At 63.4% G+C, this 19271-nt stretch carries 18 protein-coding genes; 6 read left to right on the top strand and 12 right to left on the bottom strand.

Annotated features, from left to right (window positions below):
• Window positions 1-159 precede the first annotated feature (159 nt).
• Window positions 160-1413: a chymotrypsin family serine protease gene (locus ACX9OT_RS08420; RefSeq protein WP_071227572.1), complete on the top strand. Its 1254-nt coding sequence runs from the start codon at window positions 160-162 to the stop codon at window positions 1411-1413.
• Between the two features lie 249 nt (window positions 1414-1662).
• Here ACX9OT_RS08420 and ACX9OT_RS08415 read toward each other — a convergent pair whose 3' ends face one another.
• Window positions 1663-4416 (bottom strand): UvrD-helicase domain-containing protein, encoded by a 2754-nt coding sequence (locus tag ACX9OT_RS08415; RefSeq protein ID WP_459001813.1) that lies wholly within the window; start codon window positions 4414-4416, stop codon window positions 1663-1665.
• Between the two features lie 163 nt (window positions 4417-4579).
• Here ACX9OT_RS08415 and ACX9OT_RS08410 point away from each other — a divergent pair, with 163 nt between their 5' ends.
• Window positions 4580-4804 carry a hypothetical protein gene (locus ACX9OT_RS08410; RefSeq protein ID WP_180845100.1) on the top strand — a complete coding sequence of 75 codons (225 nt, stop codon included), beginning with the start codon at window positions 4580-4582 and terminating at the stop codon, window positions 4802-4804.
• Between the two features lie 69 nt (window positions 4805-4873).
• Here ACX9OT_RS08410 and ACX9OT_RS08405 read toward each other — a convergent pair whose 3' ends face one another.
• Window positions 4874-5194, bottom strand: a complete 321-nt coding sequence (locus ACX9OT_RS08405; RefSeq protein WP_049463018.1) for a hypothetical protein — start codon at window positions 5192-5194, stop codon at window positions 4874-4876.
• Between the two features lie 128 nt (window positions 5195-5322).
• Window positions 5323-6312: an acrylyl-CoA reductase (NADPH) gene (gene acuI / locus ACX9OT_RS08400; RefSeq protein ID WP_459001811.1), complete on the bottom strand. Its 990-nt coding sequence runs from the start codon at window positions 6310-6312 to the stop codon at window positions 5323-5325.
• A gap of 101 nt (window positions 6313-6413) precedes the next feature.
• Between acuI and ACX9OT_RS08395 the strand changes: the two genes are divergently transcribed.
• The 3 genes from ACX9OT_RS08395 (at window position 6414) to ACX9OT_RS08385 (ending at window position 9182) form a co-directional block, all read left to right on the top strand.
• The gene (locus ACX9OT_RS08395; RefSeq protein ID WP_107431662.1) at window positions 6414-6761 is read left to right on the top strand and encodes a winged helix-turn-helix transcriptional regulator; all 348 of its coding nucleotides are present in this window, start codon (window positions 6414-6416) and stop codon (window positions 6759-6761) included.
• Between the two features lie 203 nt (window positions 6762-6964).
• A complete protein-coding gene (locus ACX9OT_RS08390) occupies window positions 6965-7828 on the top strand; it encodes a Smlt3025 familytype IV secretion system inhibitor (protein WP_071227577.1) in 864 nt (287 codons plus the stop codon).
• A 31-nt stretch (window positions 7829-7859) separates the two neighbouring features.
• Window positions 7860-9182 carry a Smlt3024 family type IV secretion system effector gene (locus ACX9OT_RS08385; RefSeq protein WP_459001688.1) on the top strand — a complete coding sequence of 441 codons (1323 nt, stop codon included), beginning with the start codon at window positions 7860-7862 and terminating at the stop codon, window positions 9180-9182.
• Between the two features lie 109 nt (window positions 9183-9291).
• Here ACX9OT_RS08385 and ACX9OT_RS08380 read toward each other — a convergent pair whose 3' ends face one another.
• From ACX9OT_RS08380 to ACX9OT_RS08345, 8 genes are all read right to left on the bottom strand, one after another.
• A complete protein-coding gene (locus ACX9OT_RS08380; RefSeq protein WP_032128612.1) occupies window positions 9292-9489 on the bottom strand; it encodes a hypothetical protein in 198 nt (65 codons plus the stop codon).
• Window positions 9490-9604: 115 nt separating this feature from the next.
• On the bottom strand, window positions 9605-9982 hold the full coding sequence (locus tag ACX9OT_RS08375; RefSeq protein ID WP_049398245.1) for an EF-hand domain-containing protein: 378 nt from the start codon (window positions 9980-9982) through the stop codon (window positions 9605-9607).
• Between the two features lie 26 nt (window positions 9983-10008).
• Window positions 10009-10404 carry a hypothetical protein gene (locus tag ACX9OT_RS08370; RefSeq protein WP_049398244.1) on the bottom strand — a complete coding sequence of 132 codons (396 nt, stop codon included), beginning with the start codon at window positions 10402-10404 and terminating at the stop codon, window positions 10009-10011.
• Window positions 10405-10494: 90 nt separating this feature from the next.
• Window positions 10495-12459 carry a MacB family efflux pump subunit gene (locus ACX9OT_RS08365; RefSeq protein ID WP_459001685.1) on the bottom strand — a complete coding sequence of 655 codons (1965 nt, stop codon included), beginning with the start codon at window positions 12457-12459 and terminating at the stop codon, window positions 10495-10497.
• Window positions 12456-13646, bottom strand: a complete 1191-nt coding sequence (locus tag ACX9OT_RS08360) for an efflux RND transporter periplasmic adaptor subunit (RefSeq protein ID WP_459001683.1) — start codon at window positions 13644-13646, stop codon at window positions 12456-12458. Before ACX9OT_RS08360 ends, ACX9OT_RS08365 begins: the two co-directional genes overlap by 4 nt.
• Window positions 13647-13781: 135 nt before the next feature.
• Complete coding sequence (locus ACX9OT_RS08355; protein WP_459001681.1) at window positions 13782-14198, bottom strand: hypothetical protein; 417 nt, start codon at window positions 14196-14198, stop codon at window positions 13782-13784.
• Between the two features lie 323 nt (window positions 14199-14521).
• The gene (locus tag ACX9OT_RS08350) at window positions 14522-15871 is read right to left on the bottom strand and encodes a sensor histidine kinase (RefSeq protein ID WP_459001679.1); all 1350 of its coding nucleotides are present in this window, start codon (window positions 15869-15871) and stop codon (window positions 14522-14524) included.
• Window positions 15871-16545, bottom strand: coding sequence for a response regulator transcription factor (locus tag ACX9OT_RS08345; protein ID WP_459001677.1), 675 nt, complete (start codon window positions 16543-16545; stop codon window positions 15871-15873). Before ACX9OT_RS08345 ends, ACX9OT_RS08350 begins: the two co-directional genes overlap by 1 nt.
• A gap of 209 nt (window positions 16546-16754) precedes the next feature.
• Between ACX9OT_RS08345 and ACX9OT_RS08340 the strand changes: the two genes are divergently transcribed.
• Window positions 16755-17036 (top strand): hypothetical protein, encoded by a 282-nt coding sequence (locus tag ACX9OT_RS08340; protein ID WP_049422474.1) that lies wholly within the window; start codon window positions 16755-16757, stop codon window positions 17034-17036.
• 56 nt (window positions 17037-17092) lie between these two features.
• Here ACX9OT_RS08340 and ACX9OT_RS08335 read toward each other — a convergent pair whose 3' ends face one another.
• Entirely contained in the window at window positions 17093-19234 is a 2142-nt protein-coding gene (locus ACX9OT_RS08335) for a TonB-dependent siderophore receptor (protein WP_459001674.1), read from the bottom strand.
• Window positions 19235-19271: the final 37 nt, after the last annotated feature.

Raw genomic sequence — 19271 nt, 5'->3', positions numbered from 1 at the left:
TTCCATCGAGCGTATCACGGGCTGCTGGCTCCCTGACAACACGCTGACGGTTGGAAATGGAACACTCTACTCAATAGCAATCGTAATCACGTCGTACACTCATGCTCAGTTTGCAGCAGGCTGCGCAGAATTCCTACCGCATTCATTGGAGGAGGCTAGGTGAAAACAGGCGCTATTTACGTGAGTGTGTTCGGGCTCCTCTTGGGGAGTGTTGTGTCCACCACTGCACTTGCTCAGAAGGATGTTTCTGAAAGTGAGAAACTGAAGGGGCTGGATGAGGAGACTGCGGTTGCAGTCAGCTCCCTCCTTTCCAGAGTCAAGTCTCTATCGGTTGATGAGGCAATCAGACGGATTCAGCTGGAGGCGGCAGTGGCGCCCAGCATCCAGGACATTCGTCGAGAGTATGCCGGGCGCTTGACGGAAATCAGCATTGAGCAGTCGCCTGACTTTCATGTTTCAGTGAAGCTCAAGGGAGATGGTGCTGTTGCAGGGCGGCAATGGACGACGGCGGCTGGTAAAGCGCGTGTCGAGTTCTCCTCTGGGCACCTCTTCACGGAGGATGAGTTCACCAAGCAACTGAAGGAAATTCGGCTGGCAGCACAGTCAGCTATCCCGGGTTTCGTTGGATTGACCGGATATGCGGGAGATAACGAGGCTGAGGTCAGAATACGTGGGGATGAACAGGACGCCCAGAAATATATGGGAATCCTGTCCAAGCTCGAACGTGCCTATCGCGTAAAGCTCCGTTTCAAGACATCGGACGTTCCTGAAAGCAATTCAATATATGCAATCGGCGGAGCCGTGCTGCAGTCAAACAATTCATACTGCACCACCGGATTTACGGTGAAGCACACGGCTACAGGTCTAAAGGGAATCATAACGGCGGCGCATTGCCCCGACGACGTCATCTATGGCAACTATGGGAGTAGCCAGAACGGGACCTTGGTTACGTTCCCCTTGATGTTCCAGGATCAAAGGAACGATGCGCAAACCGATGTGCAGTGGCATCGAATTCCATCTCCGCACATTCCTTTGCTGGAGACGTACGCGTCGTCAACCGTGTCCACGCGATTTATTGCGAACGTTTACAATGTGCCAGCGAAAGACGGTACCATCTGCTTCCGCGGTTCGCGTAGCGGATACAGCTGTGGAATAGTCACGTCGGTTAAGCATAGTCCTGGAAACATTTGTGGGCCCACCGAGTCTATGCAGTGCGATGAGGTCTGGTTCAAGGTAGAGGGAAGCTCGCTCGCGTGCGGTGGTGGCGACAGCGGTGCTGCAATGTTCTTCCAGGACACCGGTTATGGCATTGTCAAATCTGCGCGCTCGGACACGCCGCTACCGGGCGAGTGCAAGTCGCTCACCGGAATGCCGTTCAGTCGCGTCAGGGCTTGGGGGTTCCAGCCCAACTAGAGACTGACCTCAACAAGCTTCTCTGAGTGGTTGAGCCGTGTATTGAGTTCCATACGGTATGTGCAGCTGGCGACGTTGCTGGTATCAGCGACGTCGGCTACATGGCCAGCGTTCTCTCCGCCAGAATCATGAAATGGCCCCTGGGAACAGGGGCCTTTTTTCTGCCTCCGCAGCTGCTGTGCAGCCATCGAACCATCAGGCCAGCTTGCACGGCTTGGTACGGGCGCATATGGGTTCAGCTGAACGCGCTTACCCGCGACGCCCACCCTTCGGCTTGTTGTGGCACAACGGGTAACTGGAGCACGACCGGAAAGCCCCATGCGGCCCATTGCGGTCCACAAACACGCCCACCTTGCACACTGGGCAGCGTTCTTCATTGATGGCCGCGCCAGACAGGCTTGTTATTTCCACTGCCCCGTCCTTCACCAGCTCATCCAGGAACGGCGAGCGCTTCCCCTGCAGGGTGAACATGGCCACCGACCGTCGCGCCCGCGTCAGCGCGACATAGAACAACCGCCGTTCTTCGCTCAGTGGGTAGGTATCCCCATCCGGCATTGCCAGGGAAAGCACCGGGTCATCCGCGCGCAGGCTCGGGAAGCTGCGGTTGATCATGCCCGGCAGGATCACGTAGTCCGCTTCGCGCCCCTTCGATCGATGTGCGGTCAGGAATTCGACCTCCATCGTGCTGCCGAAGGCTGTCTTCCAATCCGAAGGCATCGCGCTGCGATCGGCGCGGTAGCGCCCCAGGATGAAGACCGTCACGCGTCCGTTGCGCCCTTGCGGCACCGCCCCGGACAACAACTGCTGATGCAGCTTGGCGAGGTACTGGCGAACGCCATCCTGCACCTCCTCACGCCGATTCATCTGGAACGCCTGCAGCACCGGGCCGATGGCCGTTGCAGCTGAGCGAACTGCTTTGGCGATCTGCGCGGGGTTGCGGCTGATGAAGCGGCTGGACACATCGCAGAGCGCCTGTGGGCAGCGGAACGTCTGTTCCAGTTTCAGCACCTGGCCATGGTCCATCCACTCGCGGAATCCGGTCATCACCGAAACGTCGGCCCCGGCGAAGCGGTTGATCGATTGCCAGTCATCGCCCACCGCAAACAGATGGCGACCCGGTTGGCTGACCAGCGCACGGCAGAGGCGTGCGCGGGCGCGCGAAGCGTCCTGGAATTCATCGGCCATCACCAGCTCGTAAGGCGATTCGTAGCGGCCCTGTTCCAGCAGCCCGGCCGCCATGTTGAGCATGTCCTCGAAGTCGATGCCGCGCTCGTCAGCCAGCGCGTTGTCCCAGGCCTGGAAAACCGGCCCTGCGATTTCCAGGAAGCGACGGTGTCGCTCCTTGAACTGATCCTCGGGCATCTGCCGCAGGCGTGCGGCCATATCGTCCAGCGTCAGGCAGTTGCTCTTGGCGTGAGCAATGAAGGTGCGCATCAAGCCGATCAGGTCCGCATCGGGCATCGGTTTGGCGCCCTGATCGGGCAGCTCGCGGTCCGGGTTCGGGTCGAGCTCGATGTCACACTCGCCAAGCTTCTCTGCGAGATCCCGCAGGGCATGCCCGTTGCGCAGGCCAAAGGATGTCGTCTCGACAAGGGCCGTGCCGCGTGCCACATGCTGCTGGCGCTTCCAGTGCATCCGTTCGCTGTAGTTGGCAATGTGCTTCGGCGGCTGACCATCAGCATCCAGCGCAAAGTGCTCGTGATACAGCCCGGCGTCCGGATAGTAGAAGTCCGGGCGATACTGGCGATGGGTGTCTGTCGCGGTATCAAATTCGTAGCGTCGCTCGTAGTCGTACGTCACGCCGTTGTAGAAGAGCCAGTCGGCGATCACGCACTCTTCCAGGCTCTTCACCCGTTCCCCCTGCAGGGTACGGATGTAGGGCGTGCCATCGCGGTCGTAGCCGTCGGCCTCCATTTCCGCGCCGAATGGCGGCAGGTCACGCCCGAACACCAGGCGGAACATATCCCACTGGGTGCGGAAGTGGGTCGAGCGGTCCTTCAGGTCGTCCACCAGTTCGGCCAGCTTGTTGAAGCCCAGCGTGGCGTCAGTGGTCCATTCGGGGATGTCGGGCTTGCGTCCGGTGGCCTTGGCGACGATGGCCAGGCCGAGGGCGTGGAAGGTCCGGGCTTCAACCACGGTGTCGCCCATGCCGAGCCGGTCGAAGCATCGCTCCGCGCGCTCTTCAAGCTCCCTGGCGGCGTCCTTGTTGAAGGCGAGCATCACGATCCGTTCGGGTTCGACAAAGCCGCGATCGATGGCATAAGCGGCCTTGGCGACCATGGTGGAGGTCTTGCCAGAGCCGGCTGCGGCCACGACCTGCACGCGATTGTCGAAGCATATGACCGCGCGGGCCTGCTCGTCGGTCAGCGGCTTGCTCTCGACCCGGTCCAGGAAGTCCTTGGCCAGTACCCGTTCGCGCGCTGTCATGGTTGCGTTGGCGTCGGCCCACGCCGCGGGCCAGTCCAGCTGCCAGTCGTGCAGGGCGTCCAGTGCTGCACGGTGGCTGGGCGAATGCAGGTCCTCGTGCACATCCTCATCCAGGAACAATTGTTCCAGCTCGCGCGGCGGGAGCGGCAGGGCGGGGCGACCGGCCAGCAGTGCCTGCTGTTGTTCGTGCGTGATCCAGCGGCGGCCGGTGCTGCCCCGGTCGATGAGGGCATCTGCTTCGGCCAGCCACGACTGGATCTGCTCCAGAATCGTGTCGAACAGTGCCTTGCGCCCGCGCGTGGTACCCGTAAAGCGCAGCTGCTGCAGCGCTGCCGCAAGCCGGGAAGCCTGGCTGTTGGACAGTCCATCCACGGTCAGGACGCCGTCGCCCTGGGTCTGCAGGACGACCTTGGCCCAGAAGAGTCCAGGGATGACCTGCACGCGCTCGTCGTCAGCCACGTGTTGCCGGTACTGGCGACCTTCAATCAAAAGCTCAACATGTTCGCCGTCAAGTCGCAGCCACCAGTTCGGCGAGCGGGTCACACGTAGGCCCCAGCCCGAGGGGCGCCATTCCATAGACATCCAGATACTGCCTTGCGTACGTCAACTGGGCTTGCAGAGCCCTTACCCCTCCATGATAAGGGGCCTTGACCACGCGCGTGGCCTTTCGCTTCATGGTCGGCCGTGCGACCGGTTTCATTGACGTGGGCGAAGGCCGTTGCCAGCATGAAGCCTGTGGATGTGGACGCCGATCATGGAAATCGACTGGAACAGTGTGGGTACCTTGAAGCACACCGTCGGCGGCTACGATATCCGCACGGATGCACTGAAGATTCTGGTGGCCGCTGCAATGCAGGGGCACGAAGGTGATGCCTCGCAGATGCGCATCGAAATGGAGGACGGCGTCGTGTTTCTGCCAGACGAGATCAGGCGCCTGGCACTGGCGCGGAGTCGCATCCGCTAGCCTCGCCGATCGGCACTGGACCTGGTTGCCCTGCGGCAGCTCCAGGTGCCAGCACCTGCCGGCACGGAATCACTCGTAGACGCGGTCCTGCCTTGTTGGAGGCACCTCAACCAGGTCTCCCCGCCGGATCAGCTCATCCAGATCCACTGCCGATGCCGCCAATGCCTCCTGCGCATCGAAATCCCATTTGTTCCTGTACTCACGCGCCAGGAGATCGCAGACAGCCTTGGCGCGTTGGTAGGCATCGCTCTTCGCGTCATCCTGCATCAGCTCATCGCGATGGATCTGGCAGAGCATCAGCTGATGTGCGTCTTCGCCGCGCTCGCGCTCCCAGGCAATGTCGGGCAGGCCGGAAAGAGCGGTCGCAAGTGCGAGTGCAGTCATTGACATGGCGGTGTCCACAGTCGGCGGAAACCTGAGCGTATGCGAGCAGCAGTGGCAAACGGCCACTGCCGCACGCATGGTTTCACGGCGTGTTCACCATTCGTTGCCGGATGGAATCCGCTGGGGAGGCTTCCTCAGGCATTCACATCCACCACTATCCGCCCACGCACCTTGCCCGGAATGATCTGCTCGTAAACCTCAAGCACGTCGGCAAGCCCAATCAGCTGCACCGTGCTTTCAAGCTTCTGCGGATCCAGGTCGGTGGCAAGCCGGTCCCACGCGCGCTGGCGGACGTCCTGCGGCGCGTTCACCGAATCCACGCCCGCAAGGGTCACGTTGCGCAGGATGAAAGGCAGCACCGAGCCGTGCAGCGCGTCGCTCTGCGCCAGGCCGCACGCGGCCACGGCACCGCGGTACTTGGTCTCGGCGATGGCGTTGACGAGGGTAGGGCCGCCGGCCACATCCACCACGCCGGCCCAGCGTTCGGCGCTCACCAGCCGGTCGCGTGGTTCCGAAAGCTGCGCGCGGTCGATGATTTCGCTCGCACCCAGGTTGTGCAGATACTCAGCATGCTCCGGGCGCCCGGTGGCGGCCACCACGCGATAGCCCAGCTTTGAAAGGATCGCCACCGCAATCGAGCCGACACCGCCGTTGGCGCCGGTCACCAGCACATCGCCCTTGTCGGGCGTCACGCCGGCATGTTCCAGGGCCAGCACGCACAGCATGGCGGTATAGCCCGCGGTGCCGATGGCCATTGCGTCGCGGGTGCTCAGGTTGTCGGGAATCCGGTTGAGCCATTCGCCGCGCACGCGGGCGCGCTGTGCCAGGCCGCCGTGGTGACTCATGCTCAGGCCCCAGCCATTGAGCACAACGCGGTCGCCTGGCTTGAAGTCGGCCCTGCTGGATTCCAGCACCACGCCTGCCAGAACGATGCCGGGAATGAGCGGGAAAGTCCGGATGACCGGGCTCTTGCCGGTGAGGGCAAGCGCATCCTTGTAGTTGAGCGTGGAGTACTCGACCTGCACCAGGACGTCGCCGTCCATCAGATCGGCCTCATCAAAATCGACCAGATCGGTCGAAACCTGGTTGTTCGTCTTGCGGGCGAGCAGTGCTTTGAACGTCATGGAGGGGCTCACATTCAAGGAATGGGGCCATGCTAGGCTCGCACTGCTATTGCAACAAGAACGATGATTTTCCGTAGGTACTATGGTTTTCCGGAGTATGCATGCGTAGCAAGCGTTGGGATGGCAAGAGCGGTTGCGCCGTGGAGGTCACGCTGTCGGTCATGGGGGGCGTGTGGAAGCCTGTCATCCTCTTTCACCTGATGACCGGCAAGCGTCGCTTCATGGAGCTGACGCGGCGGGTGCCCAATGCCACCCAGTCCATGCTGACCAGCCAGCTGCGGGAGCTGGAAGCTGATGGGGTGGTGATCCGCCATGTCTATGCAGAGGTGCCACCGAAGGTCGAGTACGAGCTGTCCGAATTCGGGCGCACGCTGGTGCCGGTGCTGCTGGCCATGCGCGAGTGGGGCGAAACCTATCGTGGCCATAGAAGCACGGACAGCGACAGCTGAGGTCTGAAGCGTAGCGCCGAGTGTGGTCGACATGGCCCGCGCACCCCGCAGCGTTTCGGAGGCCATAGCAATCGCGGTAGTGGTATTGCTGCAGGCAGCGCATGTGGAGCGCTGCCTCGCTTCGTGAAGGGCGGCGATGCGGTTCCTGTTCCGTTGACACCCGGTTCCCTATAGTGGCGCTGGAACCCTGCAATGGAATGCCCATGCACGTGATGTCCCCCCGCCGTTGTCTGCCGCTGGCACTTGCCATCGCAGTGAGTGCCAGCGCGTGTGCACGGCCGCCGTCCACCGAGAATGAAAGGAATCCCGCCATGTCCGGCGCAACCCAGACCGGCCGCACGATCAACGGCCACACCTATACCGATGCGCCCGTGGACGTGAAGCTCGGGCCGAATACCTTCCGCATTCCGGCCAATTATCTGGACAGCCAGATCGCACCGTGGCCCGGAGAAGGTGTGACCCTGGTCATCGAATGGCCGGACATGAAGCCGACGCCGCCGGGCGCCCGGGCGAACCCACGTACGAATGATTTCCGGAAGGAGATTCCCATTCGGATCAACTACGTTGATCGGGTTCCCGTCGAAACACTGCTCTCAAGGCTGTCGTCAAATGAAGCCATCACGGAGGAGGGCTCTGTGGAAAGGGAGGATCCCAGGGACCGTCTCGATCAACGCGTTGCACAGCCGGAGACCTTGGGTCTGACGCCCTATGCAATCGATGAAGCGAAGATGGTGTTGTACGCGAAGAAGCATGAGGCGCGGTACGGGAAGCCGCCTGTCCGCAATCCGGCCTATGAGAGAGACTGGTACATCGCACGCCAGGGCGATGGCCGGATCAGCTCGTTCATCAAATGTGACGGCGAGGAATTCCGACGCGATGGCGTGCGGTTGGAGGGGGGCGAGGTGATCAGCGAGCCGGGAGAAGTGGCAGCGGGCTGCGTTCACTATTTCGTGGACATCGACAACAGGCTGTCCATCAGCCTGGACTACAAGAGAGCGTTTCTGAAGGACTGGAAGCGTATGGAAGAGGCCGTCAGGGATGTCATCGCGCGCACCCGGTCCAAGTGATCGGTGGTTCAGGGAAGAGAAGGGGTAAGGCATGAGTGGATTGACCGAACACGATCTCAGAATCCTTGGCAGCTATGCCAGAGATGGCAACCGCGAGCTTTACTGGAACTACCTGTCGCAGCTGCCGGGCGCCGATGGGTACGGGACACTGGCGCTGGGTGTTGTACGCAATGACAGCCTGCCGGGGCGCGTAGCGAACAGCTATGCACAGAGCTACGCGAAGACCCAGCAGGAAGAGGGATCCCGTTTCTCGAATGCACAATTGACCGAGCGGCAATGGGAGTCCTTCGGGCAGACCCTGCTCGAAAGAGATCTTGAACTGCGGCGGCAGTGGATGAACGAACGCCGCCCAGACCTGGCACTGAATCTTCCCGGCAAGGATGTGATGCTAGCCCACGACCGGGCATTTGAACGGCATGAGCTCGATCCCAACTGCTGGACGCCGCGCGTGCTGCTGCAGGCGGCGGAGCAGAAGAGCGGCCCCGAGAAGCTGGAACAGATCTGGACCAACATGCTCAACAACGACTACGCCGGAGGCCCCCGCGTAGGCAACACCAGCGTCGATGCCATCAGCCAGATGGGATGGACGAAGGGCGGCCAGTACCTGACCCGGTTGAGTGTGCTGGAAGCCACCCAGGCCCTGGAAGGGCGCTCGGCGGTCGATCCGAACATCATCGGTGGCAACAGCTATTACGCGATGTACTTCGAAGCGGACAGGAAATGGGCAAGCGTCAATGCGGGCGGCGGTCACATGTCGCTGCGCGAGATCACCGATCCCGCCCGTATCGCTGAACTCAACGACGTGCGCGAGGTTCGTCTGGAACGCCAGGAAAAACGTACCCAGTTCCACCCGGACGACCCGTATCGGACCATTACCCGCAGCCCGCTGACCGCAGCGGTGGACGACGTGCCGGACCCCTCACGGGCGCTGACCCGCCTGGCGGACATCGGCCCAGGCCATCGGGAGTACGCACTGATGCAGCAGGTGCGCGAAGGCGTTGCCGCGATCGATGCCAGCGCCGGGCGCACCCACGATGAGAACAGCGAGCGTCTTGTGGCGAGCGTGATGGCCTTGGCCCGCCGCAACCAGCTTGAACGCGCCGATCACGTGCTGCTGAGCGCCCAGACGGCCGACGCTCCCGCAGGGCGGAACGTGTTCGTGGTGCAGGGCGAGATGAACGATCCCGCCCACATGCGTGTTTCAATGCCAACAGATGTAGCAGTGCATACGCCGGTTGCGCAGTCGTTGCAGCAGATGGAAGCCGCCAGTCTGGAGCGGCAGCAGACCGTCGGGCAACACCAGCAGGATATCGAAGTGCAGGCGCGCGAAAATAACGCGATGCGGATGGGATGAAATCACTCCGCCCACGCGTATGGAACCTCTTCAGTAGCAAGGGGCAGCGCCTGGCAGCCAATGCCAGCCCCCGAAATGGGAGCCGGCACACATCACGGCAGTGCGTGACTTACGGGATGGTGCAGCCGCTGTTCCGCAGGCAGCGGGCAAAAGCCGGGTAGCACACCTTCTCGCCATTGCCCGCTGCGAGGCAGGCCTCGTACGCGGTGTAGCACGGGGTACAGCGGGACTGCGCGGAGGCACTGCCGATTCCCAGGGTCAGTGCAGCAGCCGCAATAGCAACAGACAGCTTGAATCCAATCTTCATGCTTCACTCCGTTGATAGCCCTCCTTGGGCACCTCGGAGGCTAACGTGGGAAGAGGGTGTATTCAACCCGCACCGCGCCCGGATGGGTATCCATCTTCAGCGCCCCGCCCTGGATTTACTTTGTTGGCGCGTCTGCAGTCTGAGCGGCCACCATGGCTTGTTGCATCTCTTTCAGCGACAGATAGCCATCACCATCGGTGTCCAGGCCCGCGAAGTACTTCGCGATCTCCGGCACCACGTTGGCTTCCTCCTTGCTGATCCTGCCGTCTTTGTTCCTGTCCATCGCGGAAAACGCGGCGTCGATGGAATCGGCCTGCTTGCTGAAACGTTCCTGCTGAAATTTCGCGTACTCGACCTTGTCAACGCGTCCGTCGTTGTTGGCATCCATGGCGGTGAATGTGGCGTCGATGTAGGCCTGCTTCGGGTCGGTCGGTGAGGCCTGGGCCAGCAACGGGGCAGTGCACAGGGCGATCAACAGAGTGATCCTGGTCATGGGTGATTCTCCTTGAGAATTGCAGATCAGCGGCAGGGATAGGTGTAGCCGTCGGCGCCGCGATAGGTGTCGTTGCGGCGGTCGTAGTTGCCGTAGCGGTTCATGCAGTAGTCGGCGCGCTCGCGGGTCTCACGCTCACGTTTGGCGGCAGCGGCAATCACGCCGGCCACCACCGCTGCACCTACCACGCCCACCACGACACCGGCGGTCTTGGCATCGTGCCGGCGCTCGCGTTCGCGCTCATGATTCCGCTCACGTTCGCGCCGTTCCCATGCATCGCGCTCCCGATCGCGGTAGTCCTGGTTCCACTGCGGGTTGTAGCGGTCGCCACGCTGCGCATGGGCGTCGCCGGCGTACGGCATCAACACCAGCTGCGCAGCGACCGCCAGAATCAGCGCGGTTCTTCCTGTCTTCAGAAACATCGTCCAGCTCCTGTGCGGACATCGTTGGTAGCCGTAGTACACCCTGCAGACATTGCGCGAACCTGCCGTCAGGGCGAGCAATGGCAGCGGCTATCGAACCAGCGCCTCCACAGGATCCAGCTGTGCGGCACGGCGTGCCGGCAGGAAGCCGAAACCAACGCCGATCAGGCTGGAACACACGAATGCAGCCAGAATCGAATTGACGGAGAACACCAGGCTGAAGCCCGCATCGGCCAGCTCCATCACCGCGCCCAGCGCCAGCGCCACGCCGATGCCGAGCACGCCACCGAGCAGGCAGACCAGCACCGATTCGATCAGGAACTGCTGCAGGATGTCGCTGCGTCGCGCGCCCACCGCCATGCGCACGCCGATCTCGCGGGTTCGCTCGGTCACCGAGACCAGCATGATGTTCATGACCCCGATTCCGCCCACCACCAGTGCGATGGCAGCGATGGAGCTGATCATCATGGTCAGGATGCCGGTGGTCTGTTCAATGGATCTACGGATCTGCGCGTTGTTGCTCATGTAGAAATCGGTGCTGCCGTGGCGGCGAGTCAGCAGTCGCGCGATGGCCTGCTCAGCCGCTTCCATGCTGATCGCATCCGAGACGCGCACGGTGATGCTGGAGACGTGGCTCTGCCCCAGTACGCGCGCCATTGCGGTGGTGTAGGGAAGCCATACCCGCAGCAACGATGCATCACCAGTGGTGCCGGCATCCTTCTTCACCACACCCACCACGCGCACCGGGACATTGCCCAGCAGCAGGGTCTGCCCGATCGGATTGTCGGTCGCGGCGAAGAAGCGTGCGCGGGTACTGGCGTCGATCACCACCACCTGCTGGTAGCCGACCACGCCGGGTGGACCGAAGAAGGCGCCCTCGCCGAGCTTCAGGCCATGCACGCGGAAGTACTGCTCGCTGACGCCCTGCACCTGCACACTGGCGGAGCGATTGCCGCGCAGGGCGGTGCCGCTGGTGGCAACACCCGGGGTGGCGCTGTCCACGAATGGCTGCCGGGCCAGGGCCACGCTGTCGCCGGGAGTGAGTGTTTCCACCCGCGCCGAGTGCAGGTCGCCAAAACCGGAACCGGGATAGATCTCGATGGTGTTGGTACCCAACGAGGAGATGTTGGACAGGATGGCCTGCCGTGCACCGGTGCCCAGTGCTACCACCGCCACGACCGAAGCAATGCCGATGATGATTCCGAGCATGGTCAGGAAGGTGCGCATGCGGTGGGCGTTCATCGCGCGCAGTGCCATGCGGAAGGCTTCAGCGAACCGGTCCCGCCAGACCTGCCAGCCGCTGCTACCCGTGGATTGGGGCGCGGCTGGCGTCGCCACGCCCGCTGCCAGAGCTGTACCGGTTGCACGATCATCCACGATCCGCCCATCGCGGATTTCGATGATGCGCTGCGCATGCTCGGCCACGGCCATGTCATGCGTGACCAGCACCACAGTATGGCCCTCGGCGTGCAGCTCGCCGAGGATCTTCATCACCTCTTTTCCGGAATGCGTATCCAGCGCACCCGTGGGTTCGTCGGCGAAGATCACCGCGCCACCATTCATCAGCGCACGCGCAATCGAAACGCGTTGCTGCTGGCCGCCCGAGAGCTCGCCAGGGAGATGCTGCATGCGCTCGCCCAGACCCAGCCGCGACAGCAGGGTGGCTGCCCGTGCATGGCGTGCTTCGGCAGGCATGCCGGCGTAGATCGCAGGCACCTCCACATTGCTCAGTGCAGTCAGATCGGTCAGCAGGTGGTAGCGCTGGAAGATGAAGCCGAAGTGCTCGCGGCGTAGTTCGGCCAGTTCATCAGGCGACATCTGCGCGGTCTCGCGCCCGGCGATCTGATAGACGCCAGCGGAAGGGCGATCCAGGCAACCCAGGATGTTCATCAGCGTGGACTTGCCCGAACCGGATTGGCCTACGATGGCCACCAGTTCACCTGCGTGAATATCCAGGTCGATGCCGTCGAGTACCACCAGTGTCTGCTCGCCCGCGGCAAATTCACGGCGTACGCCGCGAACGCGCAGCAGTGGCTCGGTCATGGTCGTACTCATTCGGGTTGCGCGGGTGCGCTGGTGGCTTCGACGTTGGCCTGCGCCAGCACGACCTGTTCGCCTTCCTTCAGCCCGTCGCGTACTTCCACCTGGATCTGGTCATCCAGCCCGGTGGTGATGCGCCGCGTGCTGGCGCGGCCGTCGGCACTACGGACCTGCACGCTGTAGCTGCCATCGGCGGTGCGCGCCCCCAATGCGGCCGAGGGAATGGTCAGTACGTCGTTGGCGCGGCCCAGCACGATGCGAACCTGCGCGGTCATGTAGCTGCGCAGGCGGCCATCGGCGTTGTCCACGTCGAACTGGCCGTTGTAGTACATGGCCGTGCGGCTGCCACCCGACACCGCCGGTGCGGCGAGGCTGGAACTGTCTTCGTTGGTGATCGATTCCGGTGCTGGCGCTATATCCCGAAGCCTGCTGCTGTAGCGGCGACCGGCATCACCAAGAATGGTGAAGAACGCCTCCTGCCCAACAGCGGTGTGTACGACGTCAGCCTCGGAGATCTCGGCGTATACCGTCATCACGTCCTGATTGCCCAGCATCACGATGGTCGGTGCGCTCTGCACCGCATTCACGGTCTGCCCCTGGCGCGCGACCACGGCCAGTACGGTGCCGTCGGTGGGGGCGGTGATGCGGGTGTACTCGAGATTGGTCTGCGCGACATCGACGTCGGTCTGTCGGCGCGCAACTTCACCGTCCAACGCGGCGATCTGTTCACGGGTGGCGTCGACCTTGGCCTGGGCTGCATCGAAGTCGGCGCGGGCCACCAGTTGCACGGCAGCCAGTTGCTGCTGCCGATGCAGTGTCAACTCGAACTGGCGCAGGTCGGTGGCCAGTGCATCGCGGTTGGCGCGCGCGGTGCGCTGTGCGGCCTGCGCGCTCAGCAATGCATTGCGCTGAGTACGCGAATCGATATCGGCGATGGGATCGCCGGCTTTCACTTTGTCGCCCAGTTTCACATGCAGGGTGTCGATGCGGCCGGAGACCTGCGCACCCACGCTGACCAGCCGCGAGGGCTTCAGCGTGCCAGTGGCTTCCACCACCTGTTCGATGTTGCCGCGAACGACCGGCGCAACCTGCAGGTTCGGAGGTGGTGCGGGCCGCAACCATGCAAACAGAATCAGCGCGCTGCACAGCAGGGCGGCAGCAATCATGAGCGCCCGGCGGCGCTTGCGTGGTGCGGCGCTCATCGTCGCAGCATCCAGTAGAGACAGGTCATCGCGGGTCCTCGTGGCAGAAGAGACACACGTCTGGCGTGGCAGACGGGGTTGGCCGTCGAGTCTCGATGCGCTGGGTTGCGTGAACCTTGCGGGGCTATCGCTGTGTCAGCGTGCGGCAAGAAGGGCGAGCAATGCTACGGCGATGAACTGCAGTGCGCTACCGAGAACCAGCAGTGCATTGCGCAGCCGGTGACCTGACAATCGCGCAGCGAAGAGTTGACTCACCGCGCCGGCCAACAACCAGAGGAATGCTGGAACAGGCAGCTTCGTCATCCCTGCACCGATGGCGATCAGCAGCGCGCTGGCAATCATTATCCCAGTGGCATGATCATCCAGAGCGCGCAGCAGTGGTGACATCGGGCGCGAGGTTGCCGCGCGCCATGCCGCCATCCCATGCAGCGCGGCATGCACGGCAACGAACAGGAGCACGGCAGCGGCCGCCGCTGCGCTCGCGTGCCGATACGTTGAAGCCACCAGTGCAATGCCGGGCAGCAGCAGGAACAAGGCGCCGAACAACCGCATCAATACACCTGCGCGCTCGGTTTCGGGAACTGCCCGCAGCCAATGCGGCCAATGTTCCAGGCCGAGTGCGCGGCCAGTGCGTGGGCGGCGATTCCATGCGGCAGCGGTAAGGCCCGGCGAATTCCGCGGTGGCACAGTGCGCGTGGAAGAGGACGGTGGAGGAGCTCCCTGGGTCACATGCAGGCTTCCTGTCAGATCGGAACGCGGTGGCACGGCAGGTGCCACACCCCGATGCTGTGCAGCGAACATTGCCGCAACCTTGCCTGTCCTCGCTACCGGCTTCGCATGGACAGGTGCCAGTTACACAGGTGCATGCGGTGTGTTCAGTGCTCCAGCGGTGGCGCGCTGGTCACGCCCGGGTGCAGTGGAAACTCAACACGGATCAATGCACCACCGCCAGGCGCATCCAGAATCGTGACGTGGCCGCCGTGGCGGTCGATCACCTGGCGCACCAGGTTCAACCCCAGGCCTGCGCCTGTCTGCCGCGGCCGCAGCCGCTGGAAGGGTTCGAAAACCCGTTCGCGCTGGTCGACCGGTATGCCGGGGCCATCGTCCTCGACCTCCAGGCAGCTGCCCTGAACGCGCACGATGATCTGGCGTCCGCCATGTTCGGCAGCATTCAGCACCAGGTTGGAGATTACCCGCTCCACTGCGCCGGTCTCGCCGAACACCGGGAAGTGCGATTCCGCCGCCACGGCTACGGTCTTGTCCGACTGGATCAACAGCGGCGCCAGATCGGCGGCCACCCGTTTGGCCACCCGCGCCAGGTTGATGGTTTCCTTCGGCCCGTCTTCGTCCATGCGGTGCAGATCCAGCAACTGCTCTGCCAGCGTCGCCAACCGCGCCACTTCCACGGCCAGGTTGCGCGAGGTGGCGTCGTCGGCCGCATCGACCTTCACCCTCAGAATCGCAATGGGGGTGCGCAGCTCATGCGCGGCGGCGGCGATGAAGCGGCGTTGCCGCTCGTGCCCCTCGTCCAGCCGCTCCAGTGCTTCATTCACCGCCGTCACCAACGGAGCGATCTCCACCGGCACCGCGGTTTCTGTCAGGCGGACACCGCGGCGACTGGCGGAGATGTTGCGGGCTTCCTGGGCGATGCGCTCCACCCCGGCCAGAGCTCGTCTTACGATGATCGGTGTCAGGACGATGGTGGCCAGGCCCAGCAGCAGGAAGATCGGCAGGGTGATGATGTGTGCCGCCAACGCCATCTGCCAGGTCAGCGTATCGGTTTCGCCGTGGGCCATGATGGTCAGCTTGCCGGCCGGCCCGCTGTGCTGGCGGACCACGACGGCCAGGCCATCGCTGCGGTCGCGCCCGCGCAGGTCGCCAAAGGGGATGCCATCCAGTGCGCCAACCAGCGAGGCATAGGCCGGCGGCACAGGCCCGAACGTAACGTGGTGGCCGTGCTCATCCTCGGCGATGAACCATGCACCGGGAACAACCTTCAGCAGTTCGGCCAGTTCCGGCGTGTTCTGCACGTAGAGGTCGCCATTGCGGTCGCGGTGCACCGCGTCGGCCGCCACCGGCGCGAAGGTCTGGATGGTGTAGTAGCCACCGCTGTCGGCACGTATCAGCACCATCAGCAGCGCGAAGAACGCCACCAGCAACGCCAGCAGCTGATAGATCAGCGTCTTGACGATCAACGGGCGCTTCAGCGAGGGACGACGCGCCATTACTTGGCTTCCCGCATCAGATAGCCGACGCCACGGATGGCGTGTATCTCTACTCCTGCATCGGCGTCGGCCAGCTTGCGGCGAAGGCGCGAGACGTGCGAGTCGAGCGTGTTGGAATGGATGCCGTCATCGAATCCATACACCGCCATCTCAATCGATTCGCGCAGCACGGTGCGCCCCAGCCGCCGGGCCAACGCGGTCAGCACACGGATCTCGCGGCGCGGCAGCTCAAGCCGTTGCCCACCCACACTGGCTTCACCCGATGCCGGGTCGAACACCAACCGGCCGATGCTGACCAGTTCCACCTGCATGCCGCTCGGCCGGCGCCCTGCAGCGCGGATGCGGGCGAACAGTTCCTCAAGTGCGAAGGGCTTGGTCAGATAGTCGTCCGCGCCCTCATCCAGGCCGGCGATGCGGTCCGGCAGCTGCCCCAGCGCGCTCAATACGATGATCGGCACCCCGGGGTTGCGCTCACGCAGCAGGGAAATCAATACCAGCCCGTCACCGTCGGGCAGGGTGCGGTCCAGCAGCACCATATCGTGCGATCCGCACAGGGCCGCTTCGCGGGCCAGTGCCAGCGTGTTGGCCAGGTCCACCACGTAGCGCTCGCGCTGCAGGGCGGATTTCAGGGTGGCGGCCAGTTCGGCTTCGTCTTCGATCAGCAGGATGTGCATCGGCAGGGCTTGGGCAGGAAGGGGCGTGGCAGGGCGGTCCGGCACGCGCCGGCACCGTATTACAGGAACATTGCGTGAACATGGCGTGCCTTCCCGATCTTCCGCACGGCTGTGGTGACGCAGGAAACACGCTGTCGGCGCAAGGTTCGCGCAATCCAGGCACTCCAGCCTTGGCGCCCACTCGCTGCCCCCCAATCCTTGGAGTACCCATGAAGTTGTTCGTTCCGTTGTTGCTCGTGGCCGCGTTGGGTGGCTGTACCACCGCGAAGATGACCGTTACCCCTGATGGCCGGCGCGGCGTCTCCATCGACTGCAGCGGCTCCAGTTCCTGGAGTGGCTGCTACGAAAAGGCCGGGCAGATGTGCCCAGGCGGCTATGTAGTCTTCAGCAAGGATGGCGACGACGGCAACGCCATCGCGGTGGGCAACAAGAACGGCTTCACCTCCACCCAGTTGGCCACCCGCTCGATGCTGGTGGCCTGCTCGCACTGACACCCACAGGGGAGGTGGGTTGCCACCTCCCCATCATCACCGCCCCCAGCCCTGCGTCAGAAGCTGTAAGCCGCCTGCATATACACCCGCCGTGGCTCGCCCGGGAAATGCCCGTTGCGTTCGATGAAGCCACTGGCCGCGTACACCTTGTCGAACAGGTTCTTGACGTTGGCCTGGAACTGCCACTGCTTCCATGTGGTCTTCCAGCTCATGTCGAACACGGTGTAGGCCTTGACCGTCTGCCCGTCCAGACTGACGCGCTCACCCACATGGTCAGCACCAAAGCCGATGGCCGAATTGATCGACGGCAGGTCGTAGCGCGTCCACAGACCCAGCTTGTTGCGCGGCGCATTGGCGAATCGGTCGCCGGAAGCGTTGGTGATGCCGTTCGGGCCTGCGTCCTTCACCCGCGCATCGTTGTAGGCGTAGGTCAGGTTCAGCACCCAGCGATCGGTCACGTCGGCCAGCAGGTCCAGCTCCATGCCGGTACTGCGTACCAGGCCCAGCGCGGCCAATTGGTTCACGCCACCGATCACTTCGCCGGTAGCCTGCACGATATTGCTGCGGTCGATCCGGTAGGCGGCCATGTTCAAGGTCACACGGTCGGCCAGCAGGGACTTCATGCCCACTTCCCACTGCTTGCTGCGCTCGGCATCGAACGGCCCGCCAGCGGCGGGGTTCTGGTTGGCAGCACTCTGCGGTACGAAGCCGCTGGCCACGTTGGCGTAGACATTCAGGCCCTCGCGCACGGTGAACGTGCTGCCCAGCCGCCAGCTGAGGTCGTTGCCGTCCACGCTGCTGCCGGCAATGCGGTCGTCGTCCTTGAAGCCATCCCAGCGCAACCCGGCCAGCACATGCCAGCGTGTGCCCAGTGCCAGTTCGTCCTGCAGGTAGCCGCCATAGCGCGTGCTGCGGGTGGACGTGCTGCGCCAGGGCAGGGCCGCCAGGTTGTAGTCGTGCCAGGTACTGGCGCCGTACACGGGATTGAACAGGTCGATGCCGCGCACCGGCCCCGCACCACGGGCAAGGTCGGCGCTGTTGGCGGTCTGTGCAGTGAAATCCGCATCCAGCTGGTACACATCGGCACCGAACAACACCTTGTGCTCAACCGCGCCGGTCGTCACCCGCCAGACGGCATTGCCGTTGGCAGTGAATGCTTCGTTGTCGCGGATCTGGTTGCGCAGCTGGCGGGTCATCCACTCGGCCACGCCATCGCGGTCACGATCGATCAGGCCCATCGGCTCGTGGTACATCTGGTGCTCGTTGTTGCTGAACCAGCGAGCGGCGAAGTCCACATCCAGATTGTCGCGTGGTGCGAAGCGGTACTGCGCCAGCGCCACTTTGGCGCGCATGTCGAGGAAGTCGCTGGCCTCGTTGTGGTTCCAGCGGCGGCCGGTCAGGAAGGTGCCCGCATCATTCACCGGCACGCCGCGCAGGCGGTTGCCGCCGAGGTTCTGGGTGATGTCGGTGAACTGCAGCACCAGCTCGCCGGTCTGGCCGATGTCGAAGGCCAGCGAGGCGTCGCCGATCACGCTTTCGCTGTCGGTGTTCCAGCGCACGCCCTTTTCACTGTCGGCATACAGCCCGGCGCGATAGCGCACGCTGCCGGAGGCATTCAACGGCCCGGTACCCTCGATCGATCCGGCACGGAAGTTCTTGTCGCCCAGCTGGATCTCGATGTTGCGTCCGGCGCTGGCTTTCGGTTTGCGGGTTACATAGTTGATGACGCCGCCTGCATCACCACCGCCATACAGCGCACCTGCCGGTCCCTTCAGCACTTCCACGCGCTCGATGTTGAACAACTGCGGGACCGAGAAGCCTGCATACGGGTCGCCGCGCAGGCCGTCATACAGCACGTTCTCCTGGCGGAAGCCGCGCAGGGTCACCCCGGCATAGCTGAAGTAGCTGATGCCGCTGATGCTGCGATAGAGGTCGGTCACCTGACGCGCGGCCTGATCGTCGATCAGTTCACGCGGGATGACCTGGATCGATTGTGGGACCAGCTCCAGCGGTGTATCCGTGCGGGTGCCGACCGCAGCATCGTCCACCCGGTACAGGGTCTGTGCACGTCCGCGAACTTCGACCTTGTCCAGGTCCTTTGGCGCGGCAGTGGAGGGCTCGACAGCATGGGCAAGGGTTGCCAGGGGCAGGGTCAGTGCCAGGCACAGGGCGCGTTGCAGGGGCATTGGAAAAGGCATCGGGAGAGGGGGTGTTTCTGCAAATGAGAAAGATTAG

The organism is Stenotrophomonas genospecies 3, assembly GCF_054473855.1.
This window is presented reverse-complemented; position numbering and strand designations above follow the sequence as displayed.